A 24,699-nucleotide genomic window follows, 5' to 3' on the forward strand; every position below is an offset into this window, starting at 1 on the left:
CCCTCTCGGCCCGGAGCTGATGATCTCAAGGCTAGGACCGCTAGTGTGATCTACGCAATACACGAAAGGGGTGACGCATGCCAACAATCGGTATCTGCATGATCGTCAAAAACGAGGCCCACGTCATCCGCCGATGCCTCACCAGCGTGGAGCCTCTCGCCGACTATGTGCTGATCGTGGATACCGGGTCGACCGACGGCACGCAAGACATCGTCGACGAATATCTCGCTGAGTCAGGAAAGCAGGGAAAGGTACTGCAGGAACCATGGCGAGACTTTGCGTACAACCGCAGTTACGCAATGCAGAAGCTGCGCGAAGTCCGCACCGTCGATTACGGACTGATGATCGATGCCGACGCCGTTCTTGTGCCCGACGCTACTTTCGATGCCGAACGGTTTCGAGACGCCCTGAAATACGACCTCTACGACATACCGATGATCACAGGAAAGGTGAGCTATCGACTGCCTTTGCTCTTCAGCAATCGTGCCGCCTTTTACTATCGCGGCGTTCTGCACGAATTTCTTGAGACTTCCCTCGCCCAGTCTCGCGGCGCCGTTTCCGGGTTCGTCATCAAGCAGTTCCAGGACAGCGCACGGAACAGGAACCCGCGAAAGTACCTCGACGACGCGGATGTCCTGGCGGATGCGCTGAAGACCGAAACCGATCCCCTTATGCGTGCGCGCTACACGTTCTACCGAGCCCAGTCACTGAAAGACGGTGGAGCACAGCGTGATGCGCTCGCCGCGTATCTCGAACGGGCCCAGCAGGGCTATTGGGAGCAGGAGGTGTTCGTCAGTCTGTACCGGGCGGCGCAACTCAAAGAGGCCCTTGAGTTCGACGGCGCCGACGTCGTGCAGAGCTACCTTGCAGCCTTCGAGATATGCCAGCGTGTCGAGGCCCTCCATGGCGCGATCCGGATGTGCCGCCTGCTCGGCAAGTATCACCAGGGCTACATTCTCGCCAAGCATGCCGTCGACACGTCGTGGAGCAGAACCGGCCTTTTTGTCGAGGAATGGATCCACGATTACGGTCTCCTCGACGAATACGCACTCGTCGCCTACTGGTCAGGGCATTATCGTGAATCCCACGACGTTTGGCGGCAGCTTCTGGCCACTGATTCACTCCCCGCCGTCGCGCGAAACCGAATCGAGCGCAACGCTGAATTCGCCGTGGCGAAACTCGCGGACGCTAGAGCCTCGTAGCCAATCATGTCCCACCCGTTGACCCACACAGTTGCACAGATCAATGAGAGAGTGGCGTGGGCGTCGATCACGACCGGTCAGCCCAGCACTGGTGAATGGGCACTGTGCAGCCAGGCCGGCCCCGATTTCATCGCCGAATGGGAGGGCCGTGTCACGCATATGCTGCGACGCGACTTCCATCGGCACCACCCTATGGCTTCAGCGGCGTACGTCCTCGACTGGTATGCCAGCCTCTCCGGGTGCATCGGCGGCATGAGTTTCGGTCTTGCCCGGCGGGTACCGCGACTCGACCGTCATTCGCTGGCCTTCCATCGGCACAGCGAACACGCGTATCCCGACGGTATCGCCCTGCTTTCACCCAGGTTCTGGTGCCTCCCGTCAGACCCCGATGCCACACACCACGAGGCGGACGTCGTCAGCACCGAACGAGATCTGGCACGCATCCTGCGCACCGAAATCCGGCGACATGCCGATGACTTCCTCACGGACTACCGTGGGGGCGCCCGATTGCCGCGGCGGCACCTCCTCGGCGTGTTCTTCGACAGTCTCGACACTGGGATGGCGATGCAGACCGGCGCGGAGCCCGCCCGGATCCTGGCCGGTGCGAAATCTGTTCTTCCCGGCGGGACTCGCGAATTCGGGGATGCCTCAACGATTACCGTCGTCCATGATTCGAAACAGCGCGCGCACTTAACGCGTAAACGGATCAGCTGTTGCTACTACTTCAAAGTCGCGGATGGTGGCGTCACCTGCGCAACGTGTCCGCGAACGAGCGACGAGCAACGCCTCGACCGTCTCGAACGCTTCGCGAACCAGCAGGATTGACAGTCAGTCTCGCACCAGCACTCCAAGCGCTCGGGCAAACACTGGAGCGAGCTCTACCAGCTGCAGCGGCGTGATCATCGCTCCGCCCAAGCGTTCAGTTCCCGAAGCGATTGAGAGACGCGTCGCGCCCCGGAGATCGACGTCCTTGAGGGTCGCATGGTCCAGTTTGATCCCAGCGAGTTCGCTGCCCGTCACGGACACACGCTCCAGCGAGGCACCACCGAAGTCGGTATCCCGGAGGACGCAATCCGCGAACGTCACATCCCGCATCCGTGCACTGCGAAAATTCACAGAATCGAACTTACAATTGTGAAAAACAACCCGGCGAAACGTCACACCGTGCATCTCGACCCCTGCGAACGACGAGGTGACCAGCTCCGAATTCTGCCAGCTCGTGTCCGCGAATGTTCCGCTCACAAACTGTGAACCGTGTACCCACACCTCACTGAAGTGAGAACTCTGGAAAGAACTCGCCGTAGTCCTCAGCGCGTCGAAAGCGCATTCGGTGAACCTCACACCTTTCACCGCAAGGTCTGTCGCTTCCACCCCGTCGAACAGTGCGCAATCAGCCGAATCGTCGCATTCCGGCAATGCACTGCGGCGTTCCAAATACTCCGCGTATGGGAGATCAGCTAGTGCTCTGGGGCTATCGCTCATCGAGCGCTCTGATCATCCGTTTCAGTGCTCCGAGCCGATACGACGTCTCAAGCAACTCGGCGATTTCCTGCAGGTCCGGCGTTTCCACCAGGAGGTCGAGTGCAAGCCAGCCGTAAGCGCCCGTATACGGCGGCACGAAGATCCGCGGATCCTGCCGCAGTGCTTCCGATTCCGAGAGGTCCGGACGGAACTCAAGGCTCAATCGCTCGCTGAGACTCCCGTTGTAGATGCCGAACATCTTCTTCGCCCGGAAGGTTGGTCTTCCCCACGCCTCAACCTCTGCGGCCTCAGGCAAACTCAGCGCGATGTCACGGATCTCATTCAGCCATGGGTCCGAGTCGGTGTACATCCGGGGGTGCGCCACCACGCCAGACTACTCATCGAGTCCAGACAGTATGAAGGTCTTCCCAGGACAGTCCCTCAAGACTTTCCCGCAGCACGCGTCCCGGCGCCGGCGCCATCGGTACCGCACACGGCACGACAAGCAATGCGCATCCTGCTGACTCGGCCGCTGCGCTGCCTGTCGGTGAATCCTCGATGGCGACGCAGTCCCCCGGGGCGAAACCGAGTTCGGCGGCAGCCCTGAGGTACGGCTCCGGTGACGGCTTGCCACGCTCAACCTCATCACCGCAGATGATGGCATCGAACCGGCTGCGCCCCAGCGTTCCGAGAGCCCGCTCAGTCAGCACGCGCTCGGTGTTGGTCACCAGCGCCATCGGGACGCCAGCCGCCGCGACCATGTCGAGTGCCTCCTGCCCACCTGGCCGCCAGTCGATCCCCTGGTCGAACAGCTCCGATGTCTTATTACGCAGCCATTTTCCTGCCTGAATCAGATCTTCGGGTTCGTAGGCCAGGCCGAGGTCGCTGAACAGGATCGTCAGACTGTGCGCCATGTTCGAACCCACCATGGCTTCTCGGCCGGCATGAGAGAGTTCACCGCCAAGATGCTCAGCAAGCAGATCGAGTGAAATATCCCAGATCTTTTCGCTATCGAGAAGCGTGCCGTCCATGTCCCAGAGAACGGCACGCGGACCAAGATCAGACATTGAAGTACTTCGCTTCTGGATGGTGCAGAACAAAAGCATCGGTCGACTGTTCCGGATGCAGCTGTAGTTCCTCCGAGAGCGCTACACCGATCCGGCCCGGCTCGAGCAGCTCGACGAGCTTCACCCGATCTTCAAGGTTCGGGCAGGCGCCATAGCCGAACGAGTAGCGCGCGCCGCGATAGCCAAGCCGGAAGAATTCTTGTACGTCCGCTGGGTCTTCACGAGCGACAGCGGCCCCGTTGGGCATGATGAGTTCTTCCCGGACTCGCTGATGCCAGTATTCGGCGAGCGCCTCCGTAAGCTGCACGCCGATACCGTGCACTTCCAGGTAGTCGCGGTACTGGTCCTCTGCGAACAGCTCATTCGCGAAGTCCGCGATGGGCTGCCCCATGGTCACAAGCTGGAACGGCAGCACATCGACCTGTCCCGTCGCACGAGCCCTGGCCCGGGACCGGACGAAATCAGAGACGCACAGGAACCGGTCACGCTGCTGGCGCGGGAACTCGAACTCGAACCGCACCGGAGCGTCAGGATCCGGTGATTCGAGAACGAAGACGGTGTCACCCTCTGAGACGGCAGGAAAGTAGCCATACACGACAGCTGCGTGAGCGAGAATGCCTTCGGTACTCAGGCGGTCGAGCCAGTAGCGCAGGCGTGGGCGGCCCTCGGATTCGACAAGCTCTTCATAAGAAGGCCCCTCCCCACCTCGCACGCCGCGCAAGCCCCACTGCCCGAGGAACAGGGCACGTTCGTCGAGCGTGGTCGAGTACTCCGCAAGACTGATGCCCTTCACGATCCGGGTGCCCCAGAAGGGCGGCACAGGAACCTCGAGGTCCTCAGCGACGTCGGACCGCTCGGGAACAACCACCGGAGCCTGCTCCGCTTTCCGCTTCTCGGCGATCCGCTTCGACCGCTCGTGGCGCGCCTTGCGTTCCGCTTCTTTCTCGCGCGCGGCGACCGCTTCTGGGCTGTTCGGGTCAGGACCCTCGCCGCGCTTCTCTGCCATGATGGTGTCCATCAGCCGCAGGCCCTCGAACGCGTCACGTGCGTACAGCACATCACCGTGATAGACCGCAGTCAGGTCATTCTCGACATAGGAACGGGTGAGCGCGGCGCCACCGAGAAGCACGGGAAACTTATCCGCGAACCCGCGGGAATTGAGCTCCTCGAGATTCTCCTTCATCACGACCGTGGACTTCACTAGAAGACCTGACATCCCGATAACGTCGGCCTTCTTCTCGACAGCCGCGTCAAGGATGTTCGCGATGGGCTGCTTGATACCGAGGTTGATAACCTCGTATCCGTTGTTCGACAGAATAATGTCGACAAGGTTCTTACCGATGTCGTGAACGTCCCCCTTGACGGTCGCGAGGACGATCCGTCCCTTGCCGGAATCCCCCGTCGCCTCCATGTGGGGTTCGAGATGCGCGACAGCAGTCTTCATGACCTCCGCGGAGGTCAGCACGAACGGCAATTGCATCTGTCCCGAACCGAAAAGCTCGCCGACCACCTTCATGCCGGCAAGGAGGTTCTCATTGATAATCGCGAGCGGCGGCTTCTCTTTCATTGCCTCTTCGAGGTCCGTGTCGAGGCCATTCCGTTCACCGTCGATGATTCGCCGTTCAAGCCGTTCAAAGAGCGGCAGTGCAGCAAGTTGCTCAGCCCGGGATTCCCGTGCCGACGCAGCTGACACGCCCTCGAACAGGTCCATGAATTTCTGCAGCGGGTCATATCCCTCGCGGCGACGGTCATACACGAGATCGAGCGCCACTTCACGCTGTTCGTCACCGATTTTCGACATCGGCAAGATCTTTGATGCGTGCACGATGGCCGTGTCGAGGCCAGCCTCGACACACTCGTGCAGAAACACTGAATTGAGCACCTGCCGCGCGGCGGGGTTAAGACCGAACGAAATGTTCGAGAGCCCCAGCGTCGTGTGCACTTGGGGCCGCCGCTCCTTCAGCTGGCGGATCGCCTCGATCGTGGCAGCGCCGTCTTTGCGGCTTTCTTCCATACCCGTACCGATGGTGAAGGTAAGGCAGTCGACGATGATGTCCTCGTCACGCAAGCCCCAGTTACCGGTGATGTCATCGATGAGGCGCTCCGCCACACGGACCTTGTCTTCGGCGGTACGAGCCTGTCCGGTTTCGTCGATGCACAGCGCGACCACAGCAGCGCCGTGTTCCCTGACGAGGCGCATGATGCGATGGAAGCGGGAGTCCGGGCCGTCGCCGTCCTCGTAGTTGACCGAGTTGATCGCGCAGCGGCCACCGAGGTGTTCGAGTCCTGCGCGCAGAACCTCTGGCTCTGTTGAATCAAGCATGATCGGCAGCGTTGAGGACGTCGCGAGACGGCTTGCAAGTTCCGACATGTCCTCGGCGCCGTTGCGCCCGACGTAGTCGATGCACAGGTCGAGCATGTGCGCCCCGTCGCGCGTCTGGTCTTTCGCGATATCAAGGCATTTCTGGAAGTCGCCCGCGAGCATCGCTTCACGGAACGCTTTTGAGCCATTGGCGTTGGTGCGCTCACCGATCATCAGGATCGAACTGTCCTGCTTGAACGGCACGTGCGAGTACAGCGACGCTACCCCTGGCTCTGGCTGCGGATCGCGCTCAGCTTGCCGCGTCTCGAGTACGGCGGCACGCAGCTGGCGGATGTGCTCCGGCGTGGTGCCGCAGCAGCCACCGACAAGTGCAAGCCCGAATTCCCGCACAAAGCCGCTCAGCGCAACAGCAAGTTCCTCCGCCGTCAACGGATACTCCGCACCGTTGGCCCCGAGCACTGGGAGGCCAGCGTTCGGCATCACGGACACAGGCAGCCGGGAGTGCTTGGAAAGATGGCGCAGGTGCTCGCTCATCTCCTCTGGTCCCGTCGCGCAGTTCAGGCCAATCAGGTCGATACCGAGCGGTTCCAGCGCTGTCAGCGCCGCCCCGATCTCGCTGCCAAGCAGCATCGTTCCGGTCGTCTCGACGGTGACATGGGTGATGATAGGCAACCGCGTGTTCGCCTGATCCATGGCATGCTGCGCGCCGATGATCGCTGCCTTCACCTGCAGCAAGTCCTGGCATGTCTCGATGAGGATGGCATCCGCTCCACCATCGATCATGCCCAGCGCGCACTCGGTATATGCGTCCCGCAGTGATGCGAATGGCGCGTGACCGAGCGTGGGGAGTTTGGTGCCCGGCCCAATCGACCCAAGTATGAACCGTGGCATCCCGTCGGCACTCGGACCGGTTTCGTCGGCCGCATCGCGCGCAATGCGCGTGCCCTTCTCCGCTAACTCGCGAATCCGGTCGGCGATGTCGTAATCGGCGAGGTTCGGCAAGTTGCAGCCGAACGTGTTCGTCTCGATCGCGTCGGCACCGGCTTCGAGATACGCGAGGTGGATATCGCGCAGCACATCAGGACGCGTGTCGTTGAGGATCTCGTTGCAGCCCTCGAGCTGACGGAAATCATCAAGCGTAAGGTGCGCGGCCTGCAACATTGTTCCCATGGCCCCGTCGCCGATGACAACACGCTGAGTGAGCGCATCAAGCAGGGACGTACGAACAGACACAGGCATGGACTCCAGGGTAGTGCGACAGTCGGGGTACTTCGGCAGGTTATCCCACTCACTGAGCCTATTCGGAATCGACGCGGAACCAGTTTGGCGCAACACCCGTGTTTCGTGCCGCATACACACAGATCGCCTAGCGGTCGTAGGCTGCGAGGGTGACCCTCCGCAATCTGACCCGTGAATCGCGCCCGCTGCGCGATCCGATCCTCATCGCCGCTTTTGAGGGGTGGAACGATGCCGGTGACGCTGCTAGCGATGCCGTCGAGTATCTCGAGCTGATCTGGGATGCGGAGCCCCTCGCTGAGATTGACCCAGATGACTATTACGACTACCAGGTGAATCGGCCCACAGTCCGGCTCGTCAGTGGCGTCTCCCGCGAACTGGACTGGCCAACGACGCGGCTTTCGGTCTGCAGACCTCCCGGCTCTGAGCGTGATGTCATCCTGCTGCGCGGCATCGAGCCGAACTTGCGGTGGAAAGCATTCTGCCGCGAACTGATCGACGCGACGGATGACCTGGGCGTGGCCACCGTCATCATGCTTGGGGCGCTACTTGCCGACACTCCCCATACCCGGCCGGTACCCGTAAGCGGAACCGCGTACAGCGCCGAGGCAGCAAAGATTTACAACCTCGAGCAGACCAAGTACGAGGGTCCTACGGGGATTATCGGAGTATTGCAAGACGAGTGCGTGCGGCACGGCATCCCAGCCGTGTCGTTCTGGGCGGCGATCCCCCACTACGTCTCACAGCCGCCGAATCCCAAGGGAACCGTTGCGCTGCTGCGGCGCGTCGAGGATGTCCTCGATATCGAAGTACCTCTTGGAGAGTTGCCCAGCCAGGCCGAGGAGTGGGAGCAGTCGATCACGGAGATGGCGAGCGAGGACGAAGAGATTGCTGATTACGTGCGGGCGCTGGAAGAGCGTGGGGACGCGGAAGATGATCTTGGCGAGCTGATGTCAAAAATTGACGGCGAGCAGATTGCGCACGAGTTCGAGCGGTATCTCCGGCGCCGGGGCCCGCGCGGGCACGGGGGCCACGGCGGCTCCGGCAATCCGGGCGGTTTCAGCCTGTAGCGTTCACGCGACGAACCGGGCAGCGGCGCGCTTATGAGACGGCGCGAGGGAGACCGCGACACGTCCCGAGCCGACGCCCATCACCTCGACCGAATAAACGGGCGGTGCCCACACATCAATTCCGCAGCTGTCGTCGACAGCCTGCGCGCCGTCGGCGACCTGGATGAACACCGGGCGATCGGGATCCCCGCCGATCAGGAATGTGACGCTTTGGCTTTTCTGCGCTGAGAATCGCGCGGCCGCGTGCCCTGGTATCGCACGCGGCGCAGTCTCAGCCCGATTCACCGCAAGATAATCCTGCCCAGCAGTGTCTAGTTCGAGCGTTTCCTCAGTCATATTCGTCACACTCAGGGTGACACTGCCGCCGGTCATCCGGATCAACTCCCACGCACATGTAGTTCGCTCCCCACATCCGCCAGCAAACTCAGCAGATGTGCTTCTATAGGTGTATCGGCAGTTGACCCGTCAACGTTTCCTATTGAAGCGAGATTCCCAGAAGTGCATCCGTGAGGAGCGCCACATCCCGGGGTGCCGAGCTGGAGGATCCCCCTCTCGCCACCGCTTCTTCCGCCCAGAAATCAAGTGCAGCAATCGCTTTAGGCGTATCCAGGTCGTCGGCGAGGTGCTGTCGAACTCGGGCTAAAACATCGTCAGCGGGCGGGCCCGACGGCCTCGCCGCCGCGGCGCGCCACAGTGCGAGACGCTGCTCTGCCTGACCCAGCAGTTCCGCTGTCCAGGACCGGTCAGCACGATAATGCCCGTCGAGTAGAGCAAGTCGGATCGCCGCAGGATTCACACCCTCGCCGCGCAGTTTCGATACGAAAACAAGATTGCCGCGGCTCTTCGACATCTTCTCACCGTCGAGTCCGATCATTCCGGTGTGAATGTAATGCCGGGCCATCCGCTCCGAACCTGTCGCGGCTTCCGCATGTGCTGCCGAAAACTCATGGTGCGGGAAGATCAGGTCACTCCCGCCGCCCTGGATGTCGAACCCTGTACCGATCCGGTTAAGCGCGATTGCCGAACACTCGATATGCCAGCCGGGCCGCCCCGCGCCGAACGGAGAATCCCAACTCGGCTCGCCCTCACGGGCTGCTCTCCAGATCAGCGCATCGAGGGGATGCCGCTTGCCGGGACGTTCCGGGTCGCCCCCGCGCTCCGCGAAGAACTTCCGCATCGTGGCATCGTCGTACCCAGACTCGTAGCCGAACTGAACCGTCGCATCGATCGGGAAGTACACGTCCGGAAAAACTGGGTCGTCGACGACGTACGCGGCGCCGGATGCCATCAGCTTTTCAACCATCTCGATGACTTCGCCCATCGACTCCACAGCGCCGATGTAGTCACGCGGCGGCAGCACTCGCAAGGCTTCCATGTCCTCGCGGAACAGTGCTGTCTCGCGCATACCGAGTACAACCCAGTCCTCACCATCGCGGTTCGCGCGCTCGAATAGCGGGTCGTCCACATCAGTGACGTTCTGGACGTAGTGGACGTCGTGCCCCTGGGCCCGAAGAATCCTGTTGATGACGTCGAAGGTCAAATACGTGGCGGCATGACCCAGATGCGTCGCGTCGTACGGAGTGATTCCGCAGACGTACATCGTGGCTGTCTCACCGGGCGTCACCGGACGTATCGCACGGTCTGCTGTGTCATACAGACGCAATGCGGGACCGGACTCGCGCAATCCTCCAGGCAGATCGCCGACGCTCGGAAGTTCAGGTGCAGACCAGGAGAGCATGGCAACCACTGTATGTGTTCAGAACGGTGGCCAGGGAATGGGGCTAACCGGACCAAGCCCTGATACCGGACGTGGAAAGTACGGTTCGTCCAGAATGCGCCGGATCCGCCTCACCGTCGCAGACACTTCCTCATCGGTGATCAATGCCCGTAACTCATCACCGAACACGCCCGCAACAGCCTTACCGAGGCGCTGCAGGTCCGCAAGATGATCGTCGCTGATCGCCCGGCCTGCCCAGCCCCACAGCACCGTCCGCAACTTATCCTCGCGGTGCAGACTAATACCATGGTCGATGCCATAGACAGCGCCGTCCGAACCTGCCAGAACGTGACCGCCCTTGCGATCCGCGTTGTTCACAACGAGGTCAAAGACAGCAATCCGGGCCAGACGGACATCGTCAGCGTGCGCAAGCACGACTTCTTCGTCATCGCTCGTCACAGCGCGAAGCACCGGCAGCCAGCCCGCCGGGAGAGCGTCAATCGGGAACAATCCCAGCAGCGCCTGGCCCACTGTGTCCTCGTCGAGTTCGGTAATCCATTCTTGAACTGCACCCAGCCCGAAAGGGCCCTCCCGCACCATTGTGGTCGGCACGATTCCCCACCCCAGTTCGCTGGAGATCCGGAAGGCAGCCAGTTCACGCGCTGCCAGAGTCCCGTCAGGAAAGTCCCAGAGCGGGCGCTCCCCCCGTATCGGCTTATAGATGCACCGGACGACAGTGGCACCCTTGGACGCGTCACAAAGGAAGCTCGCGTTGCTCGCCGCGCGCAGCTGGCCGAGAACCGTCAGTTCGCCGTCACGAAGCACCTCGTCCACCGCCACCGGTTCAGGAGAGCTACCCAGGGGACCTGTCACGGCGCTGGCTTACAAGTCGGGATCGTCGAGGTCATCAGGGTCGTCACTGGGGTCATTACTAGGGTCGTCCGGATCATCGAGGGCGTCGATGTCTATGTCAGACGGATCGATCTCCGCCCCTCTCCGGTATCCGTTCAGCCGGATACACAGGTGCCCCTCCGGATCGAGCGGGGAGGCACAAAGGGGGCACAGAGGCCGGCCTGCCGAAACAACGCGTTCAGCCCGGGCCACAAATTGTCTAGCTTGAGCAGGCGAAAGGAAAACCCGAACGGCGTCTGGCCCCTCTTCGCTGTCACCCAGGACGACGGATTCGTCGATCTCGCCCTCCGTGAATGCGAGCAGTTCAACGACGACTGTGCTCGCTTCAGAGTCCCAGCCGAGCCCCATTGTTCCCACTCTGAACTCGGGTTCGATCGGTGTCTCAAGCGGACTTGCGTCAGTCAGGTCAGTCTCTGGCGGCGGAATGGACGCCCCGAAGCGCCGCTGGACCTCGTCGAGCATCGCACCGATACGCTCTGCAAGCACTTTGACTTGCTGTTTCTCCAGCATGACGCTGATCACGCGCTTGACATGCACAGCCTGCAGGTAGAAAGTGCGCTCGCCGGGCTCACCGACTGTTCCTGCGATAAAACGGTCGGGAGTCCGGAAAACGTGTATGACGCGAGACATGGCACCTCCCACATTAACTGGCCCGAGATCTGGTGAAGAATCGGCTAACCGGCTCGGCCTATAGGACACGGGATGAGTCGCACACAGTCACCGGGGCACATCACCACCCACGACCGCATCAGATGTTCCCTCTTTGCCTGACTCGCGCGGCTTCAGGTGCGCGAAATCCGCGCCCGTGTCATTGAGATGGTGCAGGAAGGGCCGCGTCTCGGTGTAGCGCACGACGCTGATGGACGCGGGCTCGACGATTATCCGCTGAAAACCGTCGAGGTGCAGACCTAACGCGTCCGCCACGATGGACTTGATCACGTCTCCGTGTGTGCACACCAGCCAGAGCCCATCCCCACCGCTGGTAACCGCCAACCGCTTGTCATGCTCGCGGATCGCCGCGACCGCGCGAGACTGCACTTGCGCTAAGGACTCACCGCCTGGAAAAACAACGGCGGATGGGTGCTGCTGCACCACCGCCCATAACGGTTCTTTCACGAGCTCCGACAGCGGCTTGCCCGTCCACTCCCCATAGTCCACCTCGAGCAGCCGCGTATCAGGAAGCGGCTCAAGGCCGAGTTTCTGTGCCAGCGGGTCGACGGTCTGCTGACATCGCAGTAGCGGCGAGCACACGATGCCGCGAATTGGAAGGCTGGCCAGGCGGCCAGCAAGGGACAGAGCCTGCTCCTGACCACGCTCGTCTAGGCTCACCCCCGCAGTCCGGCCCGCAAGGAGGCCCGACGTATTCGCGTGGGAGCGGCCATGGCGCACCAGCAACACCGTCATAAGGCCCCAGGGTAGCCGTCAGGTCGCGCTGATAACGCCGCCGGCGAGCAGTCCCATGATGAGCAGACCTACAACAACGCGGTAGCCGACGAACCAGTACATCGAATAGTGCTGAACGAACTTCAGGAACCAGGCGATACACGCGTAGCCAACGATGAAGGTGATGACAGTCGTCACAACGAGCTGCATGCCGCTTGCGGCCAATCCTTCACCAGCGGGATTGAAGGCATCCGGAAGGCTGAACACACCCGAGGCGACCACCGCGGGGATTGCGAGCAAGAAGGAGAACCGCGCGGCGGCATATCGGGAGAGCCCCATCGCTAGGCCAGCGGTAATGGTGCCTCCGGATCGGGATACGCCAGGGATCAGCGCCCCCGCCTGGGCCACACCCATCACCACGGCATCCCGCATGCGCAACTCAGTCATATGCCGTTTCTTGCGGCCCCAGTATTCCGCTGCGGCGAGCAGGAGGCCAGCAAAGATGAACATCGAAGAGATGATCCACAGGTTGCGCGCTCCGGTGCGGACTTCGTCACGGAAGATGAAGCCCAGCACCCCAATAGGCAGCGATGCGATGATGATGTACCAGCCGAGCTTGTACTCGAAAACATCACGCTCATCGCGATTGAACAGGCCGCGAAACCAGGCAATCGCAATGCGGTAGATGTCCTTTGCGAAGAACACGATGACGGCCGCCTCGGTACCGATCTGGCTGACAGCGGTGAACGAAGCACCAGCGTCTGTGCCAAAAAGCAGCTCATCCGCGAGCCGGAGGTGACCAGAGGACGAAATGGGCAGGAATTCAGTAAGGCCCTGGATCACTGCCAGCACAATCACCTGAAGCCACGTCATATGCTCGATGGCGGCATCGCCGCCCTGGGCAAGTACCGACGTCACTGCGCGACTCCGAATCTCAGGCCGAGCTCCATGAGGTAGTACCGTACCTTCCTGCTAGCGACGGCGTGGGCGAGAGCGCCTTGGTGTGCCTCAACTGTGCGCAGCATCGCACAGGACCAGTCTCCGCGACCTATCCCCGCGCCCGGCGGCGCGTGACAATCGCGATACCACCCGCAACGATCACGATCGACGCCGCAGCTAGCGCCGTCCACGCGAGCGCAGAGCTATCGCCTGCGGCCTCAGTCGCGGATTCAGCAGCACCGCCACCGTTTACCCCAAGCGGTTCACGCGCTGTCGTCCCCGCGGGTTCCGCGGTGGGCGGCACGGTGGCCGCTGCAAACTCGAGAGGGCTTTCGTGGACGGTCCCGAAGCCATTCACATGATCGAAGTAGACGGTGACGGCACACTCGTCTTCCCTGCAGTCCACGCCATTGCCGGTCGTTTCCACAGTGAGCTCTACTTCAAAGGTGCCAGCGCTGCTCAGGGGAATCGCTGTTCCGGGCGCTTCCGGATCGTTGGTAACCCACAGGGAGGTGCCCTGCTGCGGCGAGCCACCCACACATCGAGGTCCTGCTGGTCCCGCGGAACCTGCGATACACGTGGAAACGTAATAACCCGCGTCCGGGTCAAATCCGCTGCCTGCCACGGTGATGACGTCACCACTGCGGAGCCCGGCTGCCGGTGACACGTCGACAAGTGGCGCCGCGGACGCCGCCCCTGCGGCAACGGCGAGTGATCCCGCGGTACCGAAAGCGGCGCATACAGCACGGACGCTGTGGGCCCACGCCATCATGGAACCCCCTGAATCTCGTCCTCAGCAGATATGGTCAAAGGCAGGCTAGCCTACGCAGATTAGCTTTTCGCGAGAACGTTGTGGGGGCGACATGGCATTTCACACCCGGCTCAAATCCGAAACGAGCGCAGCACACCGTGCAGCGGAGGAATCACCGTTCGTCGACGCGCTAGTCAGCGGCCACCTGCCACTCGACGCCTACACACAGATGTTGGGGCAGTTGCATCTCGTGTATCTAAGCCTCGAAGACGCTGGGGCCGCACACCGCGATAATCCGGTGGTGCGCCCGTTTCTCGACGAGGCGCTCTTGCGCGTTCCCGAACTGGAAAAGGACCTCCGTTTTCTCAGTGGTCCGGGATGGCTCGACCAGATCGACCCTGTACCCGCGACTCTGGACTACACCCACCGCATCCGGGACGTCGCTTACAGTTCGAACGCCGCGTTCATCGCACACCACTACATCCGGTATATGGGCGACCTGTCCGGTGGTCAGATCATCCGTCGCGCGCTTGAGCGCGCATATGGCTTCACCCATGACGGGGTGCGCTTCTACCGATTCGATGCCATTCCCAAAGTCAAACCGTTCAAAGACGCCTATCGCCGCAGCCTTGATTCCGCTCCCCTGACTCCCGCCGAACGCGACGCCCTCGTTGCGGAAGCGATCAGCTCGTTCTCTCTCAATGCGGCGATATTCGCTGATCTCGAAGCCGTGTTTCTAACTGGTTCAGCTAACTGATCGCTGAGGTGATGCGGCTCAACAGCGCGCGCACGGCGTTGCCTTCGCTGGCATTAACAGCTATTGATTCAGCCTCAGCAACGGCGTCCCGCACTGCCGCCGAAATGCTGCGTTCGTCGCAGAGGTCAACATCGACTACCGAACGATCCACGAATGCTTCAATGTCAGAGCTGTCAGGTACGGTTGTCTCGAGATCCGCCCGGTACACCTCGACGTGAAGTGTTCTGCGGTGGAGGGTGCTATCACGCACCTGAAATGCGAAAGTCCGGCCATCTCGTGTCTGGCCGAAGCCGTGCGCATACGGACCGATGGAAAGGTCATCGATGACGAACACAGGGGCGTTGTGAGCTGTCATATCGATCTCCGGTTGCACATAAGTAACCACCTCGATCTTCGGACGGCGCACAAAGCGAAGCGTGGAGGCCAGCGCGACCGCCATGGGCGCGTACTACTCAGTTGCGTATTCAACGATACAACCTCCAACAATTCATTGGGGCGGATCGGGAGGAATGGCAGAGTTGTCACCAATGTGTTGTGAGGGACGGCGGCACCCTCGGCGTACCGTGGCTGTTTCGGTTGCCTTCTCATCAGCCCTGGCGCTCGCGCTCGCGGGGTGCTCGTCGGATGAACAACCCGACGTGCAGGTCGTGCCCCCAGCTAGGGCGGCGGAGTCACCCGTGTCCATTGATCCAGATGGAGAGGTCCTCCCCCTCGACCTATCGGTGACCGCAACCGCGTTTGACGAGGCAACCAATTCGCTCGTTGTGCTCGCCGATGATGAGCTCCTCTATTTTTCGGGCTCGACCCAGGATCCGATGAGTGACGCCACTCGGGTCGCGCTCCCCGGTCCTGGGACCAGCCTGACGCTAGATGGTTCCGGCAACGCCATCACTGCTGCAGGAAGCGACATCGCTGTCGTCAGCCTCGAGAGCGGTGAAGTCCAGCTAGCTTCCCCAAGCGGAATCACCGCAGAGTGGACAGCAGCAGTTGCGCGGCCCGATGGGACGATCGCGGCAGGAACTGATCGCGGTCAGGTTTTCGCCGGAGAAGACAGCGAACGCCCGGTCACCGGTCTCGTTTCGGCGGATGTCCTCATCGCCTCCGGCGCGAATCTGGCGGCGATAGACCGGCGGCAAAGCATGATCATCGAGGTATTTCCTGAACGCGGCACACTCGGTTTTGCGCTGCGCGCCGGCAACGGCGCCAGCAACGCCGTGACCGACGGTGAAGGTCGCGTTTTCGTTGTCAACACCCGTGATGGTGAGCTACTCGTCTACACACTGGACCGACTCGTGCTACGTCAACGGTATCCGGTACCTGATTCTCCGTTCGGTATTGCCTACGATGCTCAGAGGGACCGCGTCTGGGTTACGCAAACCGGACTCAACGAGGTCGCCGCCTATGCGCTGGACACTGGGATCCCGGTCGAAGTAGCCCGGTTCGCGACCGTGCAACAACCCGACTCGGTCGCTGTGGACAGCGCGGGCGGATACCTATACGTGTCATCCGCGACGGGTGGCGGTGTGCAGCGCATCCCGCTGACCACCTCAGACGAATAAGCATGATCAGGGAGAACTAGGTGTACAACATTCTGCTGAGGGTGATGTTCCTCCTTCCCCCGGAGGCGATCCATCGATTCGCTTTCGGCATGATCAAAACAATCGGCTTTCTCCCGCCGCTGCGCTGGCTCGCGGGCAAGCTGCTGAGCCAGCATGACCCGATTCTCCGTACGACGACGTTCGGTGTTGCATTTCCTGCCCCTCTCGGTCTCGCGGCCGGGTTCGACAAGAATGCAGCCGCGATCAACGCATGGGGTCCGCTTGGCTTCGGCTATGCGGAAATCGGCACCGTCACCGCACATCCGCAGCCCGGTAACCCCTCCCCGCGGCTCTACCGGCTGCCCGCGGATCACGCGCTGATCAACAGGATGGGCTTCAACAACCACGGCGCGGGCTTTGCCGCGAACAAGCTTCGCACCCGGCGCACTTCGATACCGGTGGGCGCGAACATCGGTAAAACGAAGATCGTGCCAGCGGAGGAAGCGGCGAGCGACTACATTGCCAGTGCGCAACTGTTGGGGCCGCTTTCCGATTTTCTCGTCGTGAACGTCAGCTCGCCCAATACGCCCGGTCTCCGCGACCTGCAGGCAGTCGAGTCGCTTCGCCCCCTCCTCGCCGCAATCACGGCTGCCGTCACCGTCCCAGTGCTCGTGAAGATCGCACCTGATCTCTCTGACGACGACATTGACGCCATCGCTGACCTTGCTGTCGAACTGGGGCTGGCGGGCATCGTCGCCACGAACACGACGATCGCACGCAGCGGCCTGAACACCCCCGGTGGCGAAGTGATCGAGATGGGTGCCGGTGGGCTATCAGGCGCGCCCGTCGCGGACCGGTCCCTCGAAGTCCTGCGCCGCTTGTACCGCCGCGTCGGCGGCCAGATCACGCTGGTTTCCGCGGGCGGAATCGAGACTGTGGACCAGGCGTGGCAACGCATTGAAGCAGGCGCCACTCTCCTCCAGGGCTACACGGGGTACATCTACGGCGGACCCGTATGGCCTCGGCGTATCAACAAGGGAATCGCGCAACGCCTCCGTGCTCGGGGCTACTCATCGCTCGCGGAGGCTGTAGGCGCTGAACACCGCGCCCCGCTCGCTGGATCGTGAAGCATCTTCCCTCCCCTGGAGGGTCAATGCTTCACGATCCAGCTTCGGTGCTCACTCCTGACTGTAGGTACCCACGATCACCGCACGAGCGATGGCCTGCGAGAAGAGGTTGAAGCCCAGGAAGCCTGGGGTCGCATTGTCGGGCAGGTCAATCCGCTCCGTAGCGACAGCATGCACCGCAATGTAGTAATGGTGCGTGCCATGTCCCGCCGGCGGCGCGGCGCCCACATATCCGCGGAAGCCTGCGTCGTTCTGCAACTGAACTGCCCCGTCAGGAAGCGCTGAATTGTCTTCTTGACCTGCGCCGGCCGGCAGCTCCGTCACCGAGGCGGGGATATTGGCCACCGCCCAGTGCCAGAAACCTGACCCAGTCGGCGCGTCTGGGTCGAGCACCGACACCGTGAAGCTCTTTGTTTCCGGCGGGAACCCTGACCAGCTCAGTTGCGGCGAAATGTCGCTTCCACCTGCACCGAAAACGCCGGAAACCTGCGGGTTCGCGAGTCTCTCGCCGTCCCTCACATCGGACGACTTCAACTCGAAAGTCGGCAGGACGGGCAATGATGCATACGGATTATTGCTCACAGCAAGAGTCCCTTTCTGTTGGTGTTAAGGAGGTCAGCAATTGCGAAGGAAGTGCTCGAGAACCCTGGTCCCGAAGGTCAGAGCGTCCACCGGCACCCGTTCGTCGACACCATGGAACAGCGCGGCGAAATCGAGATCCGGCGGCAGCCGGAGCGGAGCAAAGCCGAAGCACCGGATCCCCAGCTTCGCGAGTGCTTTCGCATCGGTACCACCCGAGAGCATGTACGGAACAGTACGAGCCTCCGGGTCTTGTGACAGCAGCGCTTCATTCATTGCGTCGACAAGGTCACCGTCGAACGTCGTTTCGTAGGTGTCGAGCTTCGTCACCCATTCACGCTCAACGTGCGGGCCGATGAGTTCATCAACTTCACGTTCGAACGCGGGGAGTCGTCCTGGCAGCACACGACAGTCCACTACCGCTTCCGCGGTTTGTGGGATGACATTTGCTTTGTAACCGGCCCGCAGCATCGTGGGGTTCGCGGTATCGCGCAGTGTCGCCCCGATGATCCTGGCGATGCTGCCTAGTTTCGCCAAGGTTCCCTCTAGGTCCGGCGAAGCTGGATCGAGATCAAGACCGGTTTCTTCGCCCACCGCTCCCAGGAACTGTTCGACCGATTCGGTCAGAACCAGGGGGAACTGATGGCGACCGAGCTTCGCGACAGCTTCCGCGAGGTACGTGACCGCATTGTCCTCATGCAGAAAAGAACCGTGACCAGCACGAGCTTTCGCGGTCAGTTTCATCCACGCGATGCCCTTTTCCGCTGTTTCCAGCAGATACAGGCGCCGCTCCGAACCGTCTGGGCGCGGAACGGTGAGCGAAAATCCGCCCACCTCTCCGACAGCCTCAGTTACGCCGTCGAAAAGGTCGGGCCGATTGTCGACCAGCCAGTGAGAGCCGTACTTGCCGCCCGCTTCCTCATCCGCGAGGAAAGCGAACACCAAGTCACGCGGCGGAACGATGCCTTCCTTCTTGAACTGACGCGCGAGGGCGAGGGTCATTCCGACCATGTCTTTCATGTCGATCGCGCCGCGTCCCCATACGTAACCCTCTTCGATGGCACCCGAGAAAGGATGAACGCTCCAGTCGGCCGGTTCGGCTGGCACCACGTCAAGGTGCCCGTGAATCATCAGCGCCCCACGTGCCGGGTCGGCTCCGGCCAGCCGCGCAAACACGTTGGCGCGGCCCGGAGCACCCGACTCAACCAGGGTGGTCTCGTAACCGGCTTCCTGCAGCTGAGCAGCCACCCATTCGGCGCATTCCCGCTCGCCCTTGGTGGTGGCCGGGTCACCTGTATTCGACGTGTCGAATTGAATGAGACGGCAGACGAGGTCGACTACTTCACTTTCCGCTTGCGACGCCACCGCCTGTTCACCGCTGCCTGATGCGTTAGCAGCAGGCGTAGGAGGATTCGGGCCGGAGTTCCTGTCAGACGTCACTCCACTTTCCTACCATCGTGCGCCGGTGGTGTCCCGCTTCCGCAGCCACGAGCGGTGAGCCCCCATCCGCATGAAACCGGAAACAGACCACAAACACGATACTTGACCTGCGGATTTTGGGTTCGCCGCAATTATGGGCTAGCCTGTTCCGGCACACGCATTACAAGCGTGGATGTCCGAGTGGCGGAATGGCAGACGCGCTAGCTTGAGGTGCTAGTGTCCGGTATAGGACGTGGGGGTTCAAGTCCCCCCTCGGACACCTCAGAACAAAGGTCAGGAACTCCCAGAGTTCCTGACCTTTGTTCGTGGTCCAGAGTCAGCGATTACGTGCTGTCTCGGATTTGGTCACCTCACGGTTGATCTGATTCCACAGGTCATCCCGAACCTCAACGAGGCCCTTGTCAATTTCGCTCTCCGTCGAAGTCGCGACGAACTTTGGCATCCCGCTGATCCAGCACTCGAGAACCATCCGCTGCGAGTGTGTGTCGCGTTCCTTCACTGACAGTTCGAGTTCCACCTGGCTAGGTTCCCACCGGGCGAGGCGACTGTTGAGCCGCCCGAACAGCACGTCACGGACCTTCTCTGTCTCGTTCTCCCGAAACTCGGCGATGACGCGAAGGCGATCCCGGAATTCGCTCACTAGCTTCCTCTCGTCCAATGTGGTTTCCGCCGATGCTACGCCGCTGGCTACCCCCGCGATGCAACCGTTAGAATCGACGCCCGGGCACGGGGGCTGCCCGCTCCTTGAACAAAGAAACGGCTGGCGCGCAACAATCATGATCGACCCTGATGACCTTGCGGTCTGTCTGCGAGTCCTGGACCAGGCAGCAGAACTCGACAAGGAACACCCCGATTCGGTGGTCGTCCAGCGCGCTGTCGGTCGCATGTTCAAAACCCTAAAGCGCCGTCGGCGCCGCGAAGCCCGCGACGCCAAGTCGAGCCATGACGCGTCGATCATCGCAGCAACGGCGACAGGTTCGCCCAACCGGATTGATGACGAAACTCAGGGAATCGCGCTGAAATCTGCAACGTGCGGGGACTCCGCGGGGGAGCTTCTGCGCCCCCAAGGGTGTTACATCTGCAAGCAGGACTACACCCGCGTTGACTGGTTCTATCATCAGTTATGTCCGGAGTGCGCGGCGTTCGGGCACAGCAAGCGCAACGCACGCGCGGACCTCGCCGGGCGCCGGGCACTTCTCACGGGCGGTCGCGCCAAGATCGGGATGTACATCGCGCTGCGACTGCTGCGCGATGGTGCACACACCACCATCACCACACGGTTCCCGCGGGACGCGATGCGGCGATTCGCCGCGATGGAGGACAGCGCCGACTGGCTGCACCGGCTGCGCGTAGTCGGTGTCGACCTGCGAGACCCCGCACAAGTCGTCTCCCTCGCCGATATGATGGCCAGCGAAGGCCCGCTCGATATTCTGATCAACAACGCGGCCCAGACTGTGCGCCGCTCCCCTGGCGCCTATAGCGCTCTCGCCGACGCAGAAACAGCACCGCTGCCACCTGGGCAACTCCCTGAGCACGTGACGTTCGGCAAGCCGAGCCAGTTGCATCCCGCGGCGCTGTCAGGAGCCCTCGACGCCACCGAGCTCTCCGCCGAACAGGTGTCTGCGCTCGCGCTTGTCGCGGGATCCGCGTCTCCCGAGCGCATCAGTAAAGGGATCGCGATCGACGCCGGCGGCCTGCTCCCGGACCTTGTCGATTCCAACAGCTGGATCCAGCGCGTGCATGAGGTCGACCCGCTCGAACTGCTCGAGGTTCAGCTCTGTAACTCTGTCGCGCCTTTCATTCTCGTTTCGCGGCTGCGCCACGTGCTTGCGGCGTCTCCCGCTCGCCGCAAATATGTCGTGAACGTTTCTGCGATGGAGGGCCAGTTCTCACGCCGCTACAAGGGACCCGGACATCCCCACACGAACATGGCGAAAGCCGCACTCAACATGCTGACCAGGACCAGCGCCGAAGACATGCTCGCTGAAGGCATCCTGATGACCGCCGTTGATACCGGGTGGATCACCGATGAGCGGCCACACCCGACGAAGATGCGCCTCGCGGAAGAAGGCTTCCACGCGCCACTCGATCTCGTGGATGGCGCTGCCCGTGTGTACGACCCGATTGTGCAAGGGGAAAACGGGACCGACCTCTACGGATGCTTCTTGAAGGACTATCGGCCGTCGCCCTGGTGAAGTACTCGCCCGACAACAGCAGGCGAATCGGACATACCATGGAAAGTGGGGCTTCACAGGCACCGCGAATGGTCAAGGCGGGGAGGTGTGTGCATGGTTTATCGCATCATCGGCGAAGCGACCATGCTGCTGCACTTCGCGTTCATCGCTTACGTCATGTTCGGCGGGTTCCTTGCGTGGCGGTGGGCGCAGACGTTCGCATTACACGTGATTTCCGTCGTCTGGGTTATCGGTCTCGCGATCGTCAACATTCTGGGTGTTGCCCTCTACTGTCCGCTCACCTACGTCGAGAACTGGGCACGGGACCGCGCAGGACAGGAAGGACTGCCTCAGTCTGGTTTCATCGACCACTATCTTTCGGGCGTGGTGTATCCGCAGGATCACCTCGGCCTCGCGCGAGCAGTGCTGCTAACGTGCGTCCTGATCTCGTGGGCTGGCTACTTCTGGATCCGGACGAGACGCGCGCGGGTGGATCAGGACACGGCCGCTACAGTTCACACGTGAACCCGTACCTGGTGGCGCGGTTGCCAGTTGGACAGCTCGCGGAGAACGCGGTCCGTGATGTTTCGCGCGCACTGAGCGAATACCATGCCGCAATCGGCTCCCAGCCGCCTGCTCTGGTAGCGACAGCGGAACGCATCGCGGCGGCGTTCAGGTCCGACCAGTTGTTTCGGTGGCGGGGTAAACCGGCAAGCGCCTTCGCGCCGCACTCAGGATTCTTCCGGACCGTGGACGGCTGGGTGCGGACCCACGCGAACTATCCGCACCACAGAAGTCGTCTTCTCACATTGCTCGGTTTGCCAGACCGTGCAGACCGGGACAGCCTGGCTCGCGAACTGAGTCGCCGCGCATCTGCCGAAATCGAGTCAGCTGCCGTCGATGCCGGCGCGATCGCGGTGCAAGTCCGTCCCGAATCCGTGTGGCGGACAAGTCCGCAAGGCAGTGTTGCGGCCAATGTTCAATTCAGGCGACGCGATGACCGGTTACGCGCAGCCCCTTCGCTGAACGGTCTCGCAGGCCTTCGAGTGGTCGACATGACGCGGGTCATTGCTGGCCCTGTCTGCACGCGGACGCTCGCACTGCTGGGGGCGACGGTTCTCCGTATCGACCCGCCCCACATGCCCGAGATTGGCTGGCAACATCTCGATACAGGACAAGGGAAATTCAGCACAGTAGCCGACCTGCGGACTCACGCTGATCGCCACTCGGTTGCAGAAATCATCAGCACCGCAGACGTCTTTGTCACCGGTTATCGGCCCGGTTCGCTGGCGGTCTTTGACCTTCCAATCGTCCCGGGGATGGTTCGCGCCGAGGTTTCCGCATGGGGCTGGCACGGCCCGTGGCGAATGCGCCGTGGGTTCGACAGCATCGTGCAGGCAGCAAGCGGGATCTCTCTGATCGAGTCTGCGGATGGCGAAACTCCCGGAGCGCTCCCAGCTCAGGCGCTCGATCATGCCTCTGGCTACTTCCTGGCCGCCGGGATAATCAGGGCACTTACCAAGCGCCTCGAGGACGGCCACGGCCACGATGTCATGGTATCGCTGGCGGGGACAGCGAACCGGCTTCTCGATCTGCCGGGACGCCAGTCCGAACGCGGTAATCAGGCCGCTCCCCCGCAGTCCACGACAATCGGGCACGGCGACTGTGTCTACGCGCGTCCTGTGTTCAACGAATTTCCCGATTATCGCTGGCCGACCCACCCCTGGGGCGAGGACGCTCTATCGTGGCCAGCCGCTAAAGGTCCCGAACGGTGATGACCCCGAGCTGCATCGCTCGTTCGGCGAGCTGTGAGCGTTTCTGATTTTGCGGTAACTCCTCCACCTGAAACTTCGCAAACAAGGTGCGCAGGTGTGTCTTCACCGCGTCAACGCTTAGGAAAAGTTCGTCGGCGATCTGCTGGTTTGCGGCCGGCCGCGCGAAAGACGCATTGTCCTTGTACGGTCGGCACAGCGCGATGAGAACGTTCCGTTGTGTCTCCGTCAGAACCGGCACTCCGCCGCTCGAAGATCCGACGCGCGTTGTGGTTCCGGTAGACCCCAGCATGTCCTCGAAGGTCAGCGCTGTCTCGCCGACCAGGATGACGTCCTTGTGCCGCAACCGACGGCGACCCGTGATGCGCTGGCCGTTGACGAAGGTCCCGTTGCGGGACAATCCATCGTCAACGACCGTCCATTCGCCCGCGATTGTTTCGAGCGCCGCGTGCAGGCGGGAAACCTGACTGTCACCCGCAAGCGAAATGTCCGCTTGCTCAGAGCGCCCGATCGTCAATCGCGATACATCCGTCGGGAAGTCCCAGTACCGCCTCCTTCCTGCTGCGTCACTGACGTAAACACGCCACCGTCCGGGCTCTTCCACGGGACCTCATTTCGCTGTGACTTCGTTCACAGCCTAGCCAAGGCACGGACACTCCGGCCATTTCTCCCACTCACTCGTCCTCATCGAGTGACCAGTACACCTCGCCATCAGCCTCCACTGTCGCGACCGCCGCGAACTCTTCGTCGTCCTCCGGAGAAACCACGCACCGAACTGAGGCGTCGGCAGTGTTTTGCAGCTCGGATTCACACGACACCTCAGTGGCATCGAATCCCGTGATTCGCGAGAGGTCGAGTTCGAGGTCTGCAGCCCCGTAGGTGACGATGTCCGCGACCTCCCACTCAAAGTCGACGTCGTTGCCATCAACGGAGGCGGCGCGGGCTTCGACGCGGTACTCGGTGTCGAGTGAGTCGACGAACGTACAGCTCACTGTCGCCCCTACCTCGGCATCAAGAGAATCAGGGCACTCCAGGGACGCGGGCGCCTCACCCGTCTGCTCTTCGAGCCCCGCGGAAATCTCCGCTTCCAGATCGCTAGTGGAAACGCTCGACGAACAACCCGCAATCAGCAGCGCGCTCGCCGCAAGAACAGCCCCCGTCATGATTTCGCGCCGCATCGCATCTCCCCTGGTAAACGCCAGCGCGGCGAAGTACCGCTAGGGCGTGATGCCGAAAGATTATCAATCTCGC

General features: G+C 61.8%; 26 protein-coding genes and 1 tRNA gene. 10 read left to right on the top strand and 17 right to left on the bottom strand.

Going from position 1 to position 24,699, the window contains the following annotated elements; all coding sequences use genetic code 11:
* Positions 1 to 77: 77 nt before the first annotated feature.
* A complete protein-coding gene (locus FHU29_RS21015; protein ID WP_232322861.1) occupies positions 78 to 1,202 on the top strand; it encodes a glycosyltransferase in 1,125 nt (374 codons plus the stop codon).
* Between the two features lie 6 nt (positions 1,203 to 1,208).
* Positions 1,209 to 2,027, top strand: coding sequence for a (2Fe-2S)-binding protein (locus tag FHU29_RS21020; RefSeq protein ID WP_083962111.1), 819 nt, complete (start codon positions 1,209 to 1,211; stop codon positions 2,025 to 2,027).
* Positions 2,028 to 2,030: 3 nt separating this feature from the next.
* Here FHU29_RS21020 and FHU29_RS21025 read toward each other — a convergent pair whose 3' ends face one another.
* From FHU29_RS21025 to metH, 4 genes are read right to left on the bottom strand one after another with little or no spacing between them, the layout of a single operon-like run.
* Entirely contained in the window at positions 2,031 to 2,684 is a 654-nt protein-coding gene (locus FHU29_RS21025; protein ID WP_064438849.1) for a pentapeptide repeat-containing protein, read from the bottom strand.
* Positions 2,674 to 3,048 (bottom strand): MmcQ/YjbR family DNA-binding protein, encoded by a 375-nt coding sequence (locus FHU29_RS21030; protein WP_083962143.1) that lies wholly within the window; start codon positions 3,046 to 3,048, stop codon positions 2,674 to 2,676. The genes FHU29_RS21025 and FHU29_RS21030 overlap by 11 nt, the downstream gene beginning before the upstream one ends.
* A 13-nt stretch (positions 3,049 to 3,061) precedes the next feature.
* Complete coding sequence (locus FHU29_RS21035; protein WP_064438847.1) at positions 3,062 to 3,730, bottom strand: HAD family hydrolase; 669 nt, start codon at positions 3,728 to 3,730, stop codon at positions 3,062 to 3,064.
* Positions 3,723 to 7,292: a methionine synthase gene (gene metH / locus FHU29_RS21040; RefSeq protein ID WP_064438846.1), complete on the bottom strand. Its 3,570-nt coding sequence runs from the start codon at positions 7,290 to 7,292 to the stop codon at positions 3,723 to 3,725. The genes FHU29_RS21035 and metH overlap by 8 nt, the downstream gene beginning before the upstream one ends.
* Positions 7,293 to 7,441: 149 nt before the next feature.
* Between metH and FHU29_RS21045 the strand changes: the two genes are divergently transcribed.
* A complete protein-coding gene (locus FHU29_RS21045; RefSeq protein ID WP_064438845.1) occupies positions 7,442 to 8,359 on the top strand; it encodes a PAC2 family protein in 918 nt (305 codons plus the stop codon).
* Positions 8,360 to 8,362: 3 nt separating this feature from the next.
* Here FHU29_RS21045 and FHU29_RS21050 read toward each other — a convergent pair whose 3' ends face one another.
* The 7 genes from FHU29_RS21050 to FHU29_RS21080 all read right to left on the bottom strand — a co-directional run bounded on the left by FHU29_RS21050 (position 8,363) and on the right by FHU29_RS21080 (position 14,082).
* Positions 8,363 to 8,695: a hypothetical protein gene (locus FHU29_RS21050; protein WP_157094900.1), complete on the bottom strand. Its 333-nt coding sequence runs from the start codon at positions 8,693 to 8,695 to the stop codon at positions 8,363 to 8,365.
* A gap of 139 nt (positions 8,696 to 8,834) precedes the next feature.
* Positions 8,835 to 10,097 (bottom strand): cysteine--1-D-myo-inosityl 2-amino-2-deoxy-alpha-D-glucopyranoside ligase, encoded by a 1,263-nt coding sequence (gene mshC, locus FHU29_RS21055; protein WP_064439107.1) that lies wholly within the window; start codon positions 10,095 to 10,097, stop codon positions 8,835 to 8,837.
* Between the two features lie 18 nt (positions 10,098 to 10,115).
* A complete protein-coding gene (locus FHU29_RS21060; RefSeq protein WP_232322860.1) occupies positions 10,116 to 10,949 on the bottom strand; it encodes an SCO1664 family protein in 834 nt (277 codons plus the stop codon).
* A 9-nt stretch (positions 10,950 to 10,958) separates the two neighbouring features.
* Positions 10,959 to 11,618, bottom strand: a complete 660-nt coding sequence (locus FHU29_RS21065) for a DUF3090 domain-containing protein (RefSeq protein WP_064438843.1) — start codon at positions 11,616 to 11,618, stop codon at positions 10,959 to 10,961.
* Between the two features lie 87 nt (positions 11,619 to 11,705).
* Positions 11,706 to 12,392, bottom strand: a complete 687-nt coding sequence (locus FHU29_RS21070; RefSeq protein ID WP_064438842.1) for a histidine phosphatase family protein — start codon at positions 12,390 to 12,392, stop codon at positions 11,706 to 11,708.
* An 18-nt stretch (positions 12,393 to 12,410) separates the two neighbouring features.
* Positions 12,411 to 13,244 carry an undecaprenyl-diphosphate phosphatase gene (locus FHU29_RS21075; protein WP_064439105.1) on the bottom strand — a complete coding sequence of 278 codons (834 nt, stop codon included), beginning with the start codon at positions 13,242 to 13,244 and terminating at the stop codon, positions 12,411 to 12,413.
* Positions 13,245 to 13,419: 175 nt separating this feature from the next.
* A complete protein-coding gene (locus FHU29_RS21080; RefSeq protein WP_064438841.1) occupies positions 13,420 to 14,082 on the bottom strand; it encodes a neocarzinostatin apoprotein domain-containing protein in 663 nt (220 codons plus the stop codon).
* Positions 14,083 to 14,173: 91 nt separating this feature from the next.
* Here FHU29_RS21080 and FHU29_RS21085 point away from each other — a divergent pair, with 91 nt between their 5' ends.
* Positions 14,174 to 14,818, top strand: coding sequence for a biliverdin-producing heme oxygenase (locus FHU29_RS21085; protein ID WP_064438840.1), 645 nt, complete (start codon positions 14,174 to 14,176; stop codon positions 14,816 to 14,818).
* Here the strand turns inward: FHU29_RS21085 and FHU29_RS21090 are convergent.
* Complete coding sequence (locus FHU29_RS21090; RefSeq protein WP_232322859.1) at positions 14,811 to 15,257, bottom strand: hypothetical protein; 447 nt, start codon at positions 15,255 to 15,257, stop codon at positions 14,811 to 14,813. The genes FHU29_RS21085 and FHU29_RS21090 overlap by 8 nt on opposite strands.
* 124 nt (positions 15,258 to 15,381) lie before the next feature.
* Here FHU29_RS21090 and FHU29_RS21095 point away from each other — a divergent pair, with 124 nt between their 5' ends.
* Entirely contained in the window at positions 15,382 to 16,377 is a 996-nt protein-coding gene (locus FHU29_RS21095) for a YncE family protein (protein ID WP_064438839.1), read from the top strand.
* A 20-nt stretch (positions 16,378 to 16,397) separates the two neighbouring features.
* Positions 16,398 to 17,483 (top strand): quinone-dependent dihydroorotate dehydrogenase, encoded by a 1,086-nt coding sequence (locus tag FHU29_RS21100; RefSeq protein WP_064438838.1) that lies wholly within the window; start codon positions 16,398 to 16,400, stop codon positions 17,481 to 17,483.
* 51 nt (positions 17,484 to 17,534) lie between these two features.
* Here the strand turns inward: FHU29_RS21100 and FHU29_RS21105 are convergent, their stop codons facing one another.
* Positions 17,535 to 18,065 (bottom strand): YbhB/YbcL family Raf kinase inhibitor-like protein, encoded by a 531-nt coding sequence (locus FHU29_RS21105; protein WP_064438837.1) that lies wholly within the window; start codon positions 18,063 to 18,065, stop codon positions 17,535 to 17,537.
* 33 nt (positions 18,066 to 18,098) lie between these two features.
* Positions 18,099 to 19,427: a M20/M25/M40 family metallo-hydrolase gene (locus FHU29_RS21110; protein WP_064438836.1), complete on the bottom strand. Its 1,329-nt coding sequence runs from the start codon at positions 19,425 to 19,427 to the stop codon at positions 18,099 to 18,101.
* Positions 19,428 to 19,676: 249 nt separating this feature from the next.
* Between FHU29_RS21110 and FHU29_RS21115 the strand changes: the two genes are divergently transcribed.
* A tRNA-Leu gene (locus FHU29_RS21115) sits at positions 19,677 to 19,761 on the top strand.
* Positions 19,762 to 19,818: 57 nt separating this feature from the next.
* On the opposite strand, the gene FHU29_RS21120 is transcribed toward FHU29_RS21115, so the two are convergent.
* Entirely contained in the window at positions 19,819 to 20,142 is a 324-nt protein-coding gene (locus FHU29_RS21120; RefSeq protein WP_083962110.1) for a hypothetical protein, read from the bottom strand.
* A 136-nt stretch (positions 20,143 to 20,278) separates the two neighbouring features.
* Here FHU29_RS21120 and FHU29_RS21125 point away from each other — a divergent pair, with 136 nt between their 5' ends.
* The 3 genes from FHU29_RS21125 to FHU29_RS21135 all read left to right on the top strand — a co-directional run bounded on the left by FHU29_RS21125 (position 20,279) and on the right by FHU29_RS21135 (position 23,451).
* On the top strand, positions 20,279 to 21,697 hold the full coding sequence (locus FHU29_RS21125; RefSeq protein WP_064439103.1) for an SDR family NAD(P)-dependent oxidoreductase: 1,419 nt from the start codon (positions 20,279 to 20,281) through the stop codon (positions 21,695 to 21,697).
* A gap of 93 nt (positions 21,698 to 21,790) precedes the next feature.
* Positions 21,791 to 22,201, top strand: a complete 411-nt coding sequence (locus FHU29_RS21130) for a DUF2784 domain-containing protein (protein WP_064438834.1) — start codon at positions 21,791 to 21,793, stop codon at positions 22,199 to 22,201.
* Positions 22,198 to 23,451, top strand: a complete 1,254-nt coding sequence (locus FHU29_RS21135) for a CoA transferase (RefSeq protein ID WP_064438833.1) — start codon at positions 22,198 to 22,200, stop codon at positions 23,449 to 23,451. The genes FHU29_RS21130 and FHU29_RS21135 overlap by 4 nt, the downstream gene beginning before the upstream one ends.
* Here the strand turns inward: FHU29_RS21135 and FHU29_RS21140 are convergent.
* Both FHU29_RS21140 and FHU29_RS21145 read right to left on the bottom strand, forming a co-directional pair.
* Complete coding sequence (locus FHU29_RS21140; protein WP_064438832.1) at positions 23,432 to 24,052, bottom strand: FHA domain-containing protein; 621 nt, start codon at positions 24,050 to 24,052, stop codon at positions 23,432 to 23,434. The genes FHU29_RS21135 and FHU29_RS21140 overlap by 20 nt on opposite strands.
* A gap of 70 nt (positions 24,053 to 24,122) precedes the next feature.
* The gene (locus FHU29_RS21145) at positions 24,123 to 24,626 is read right to left on the bottom strand and encodes a DUF4333 domain-containing protein (RefSeq protein ID WP_064438831.1); all 504 of its coding nucleotides are present in this window, start codon (positions 24,624 to 24,626) and stop codon (positions 24,123 to 24,125) included.
* Positions 24,627 to 24,699 lie beyond the last annotated feature (73 nt).

The sequence above is a fragment of the Hoyosella altamirensis genome, from assembly GCF_014191505.1.
Taxonomy (GTDB): domain Bacteria; phylum Actinomycetota; class Actinomycetes; order Mycobacteriales; family Mycobacteriaceae; genus Hoyosella; species Hoyosella altamirensis.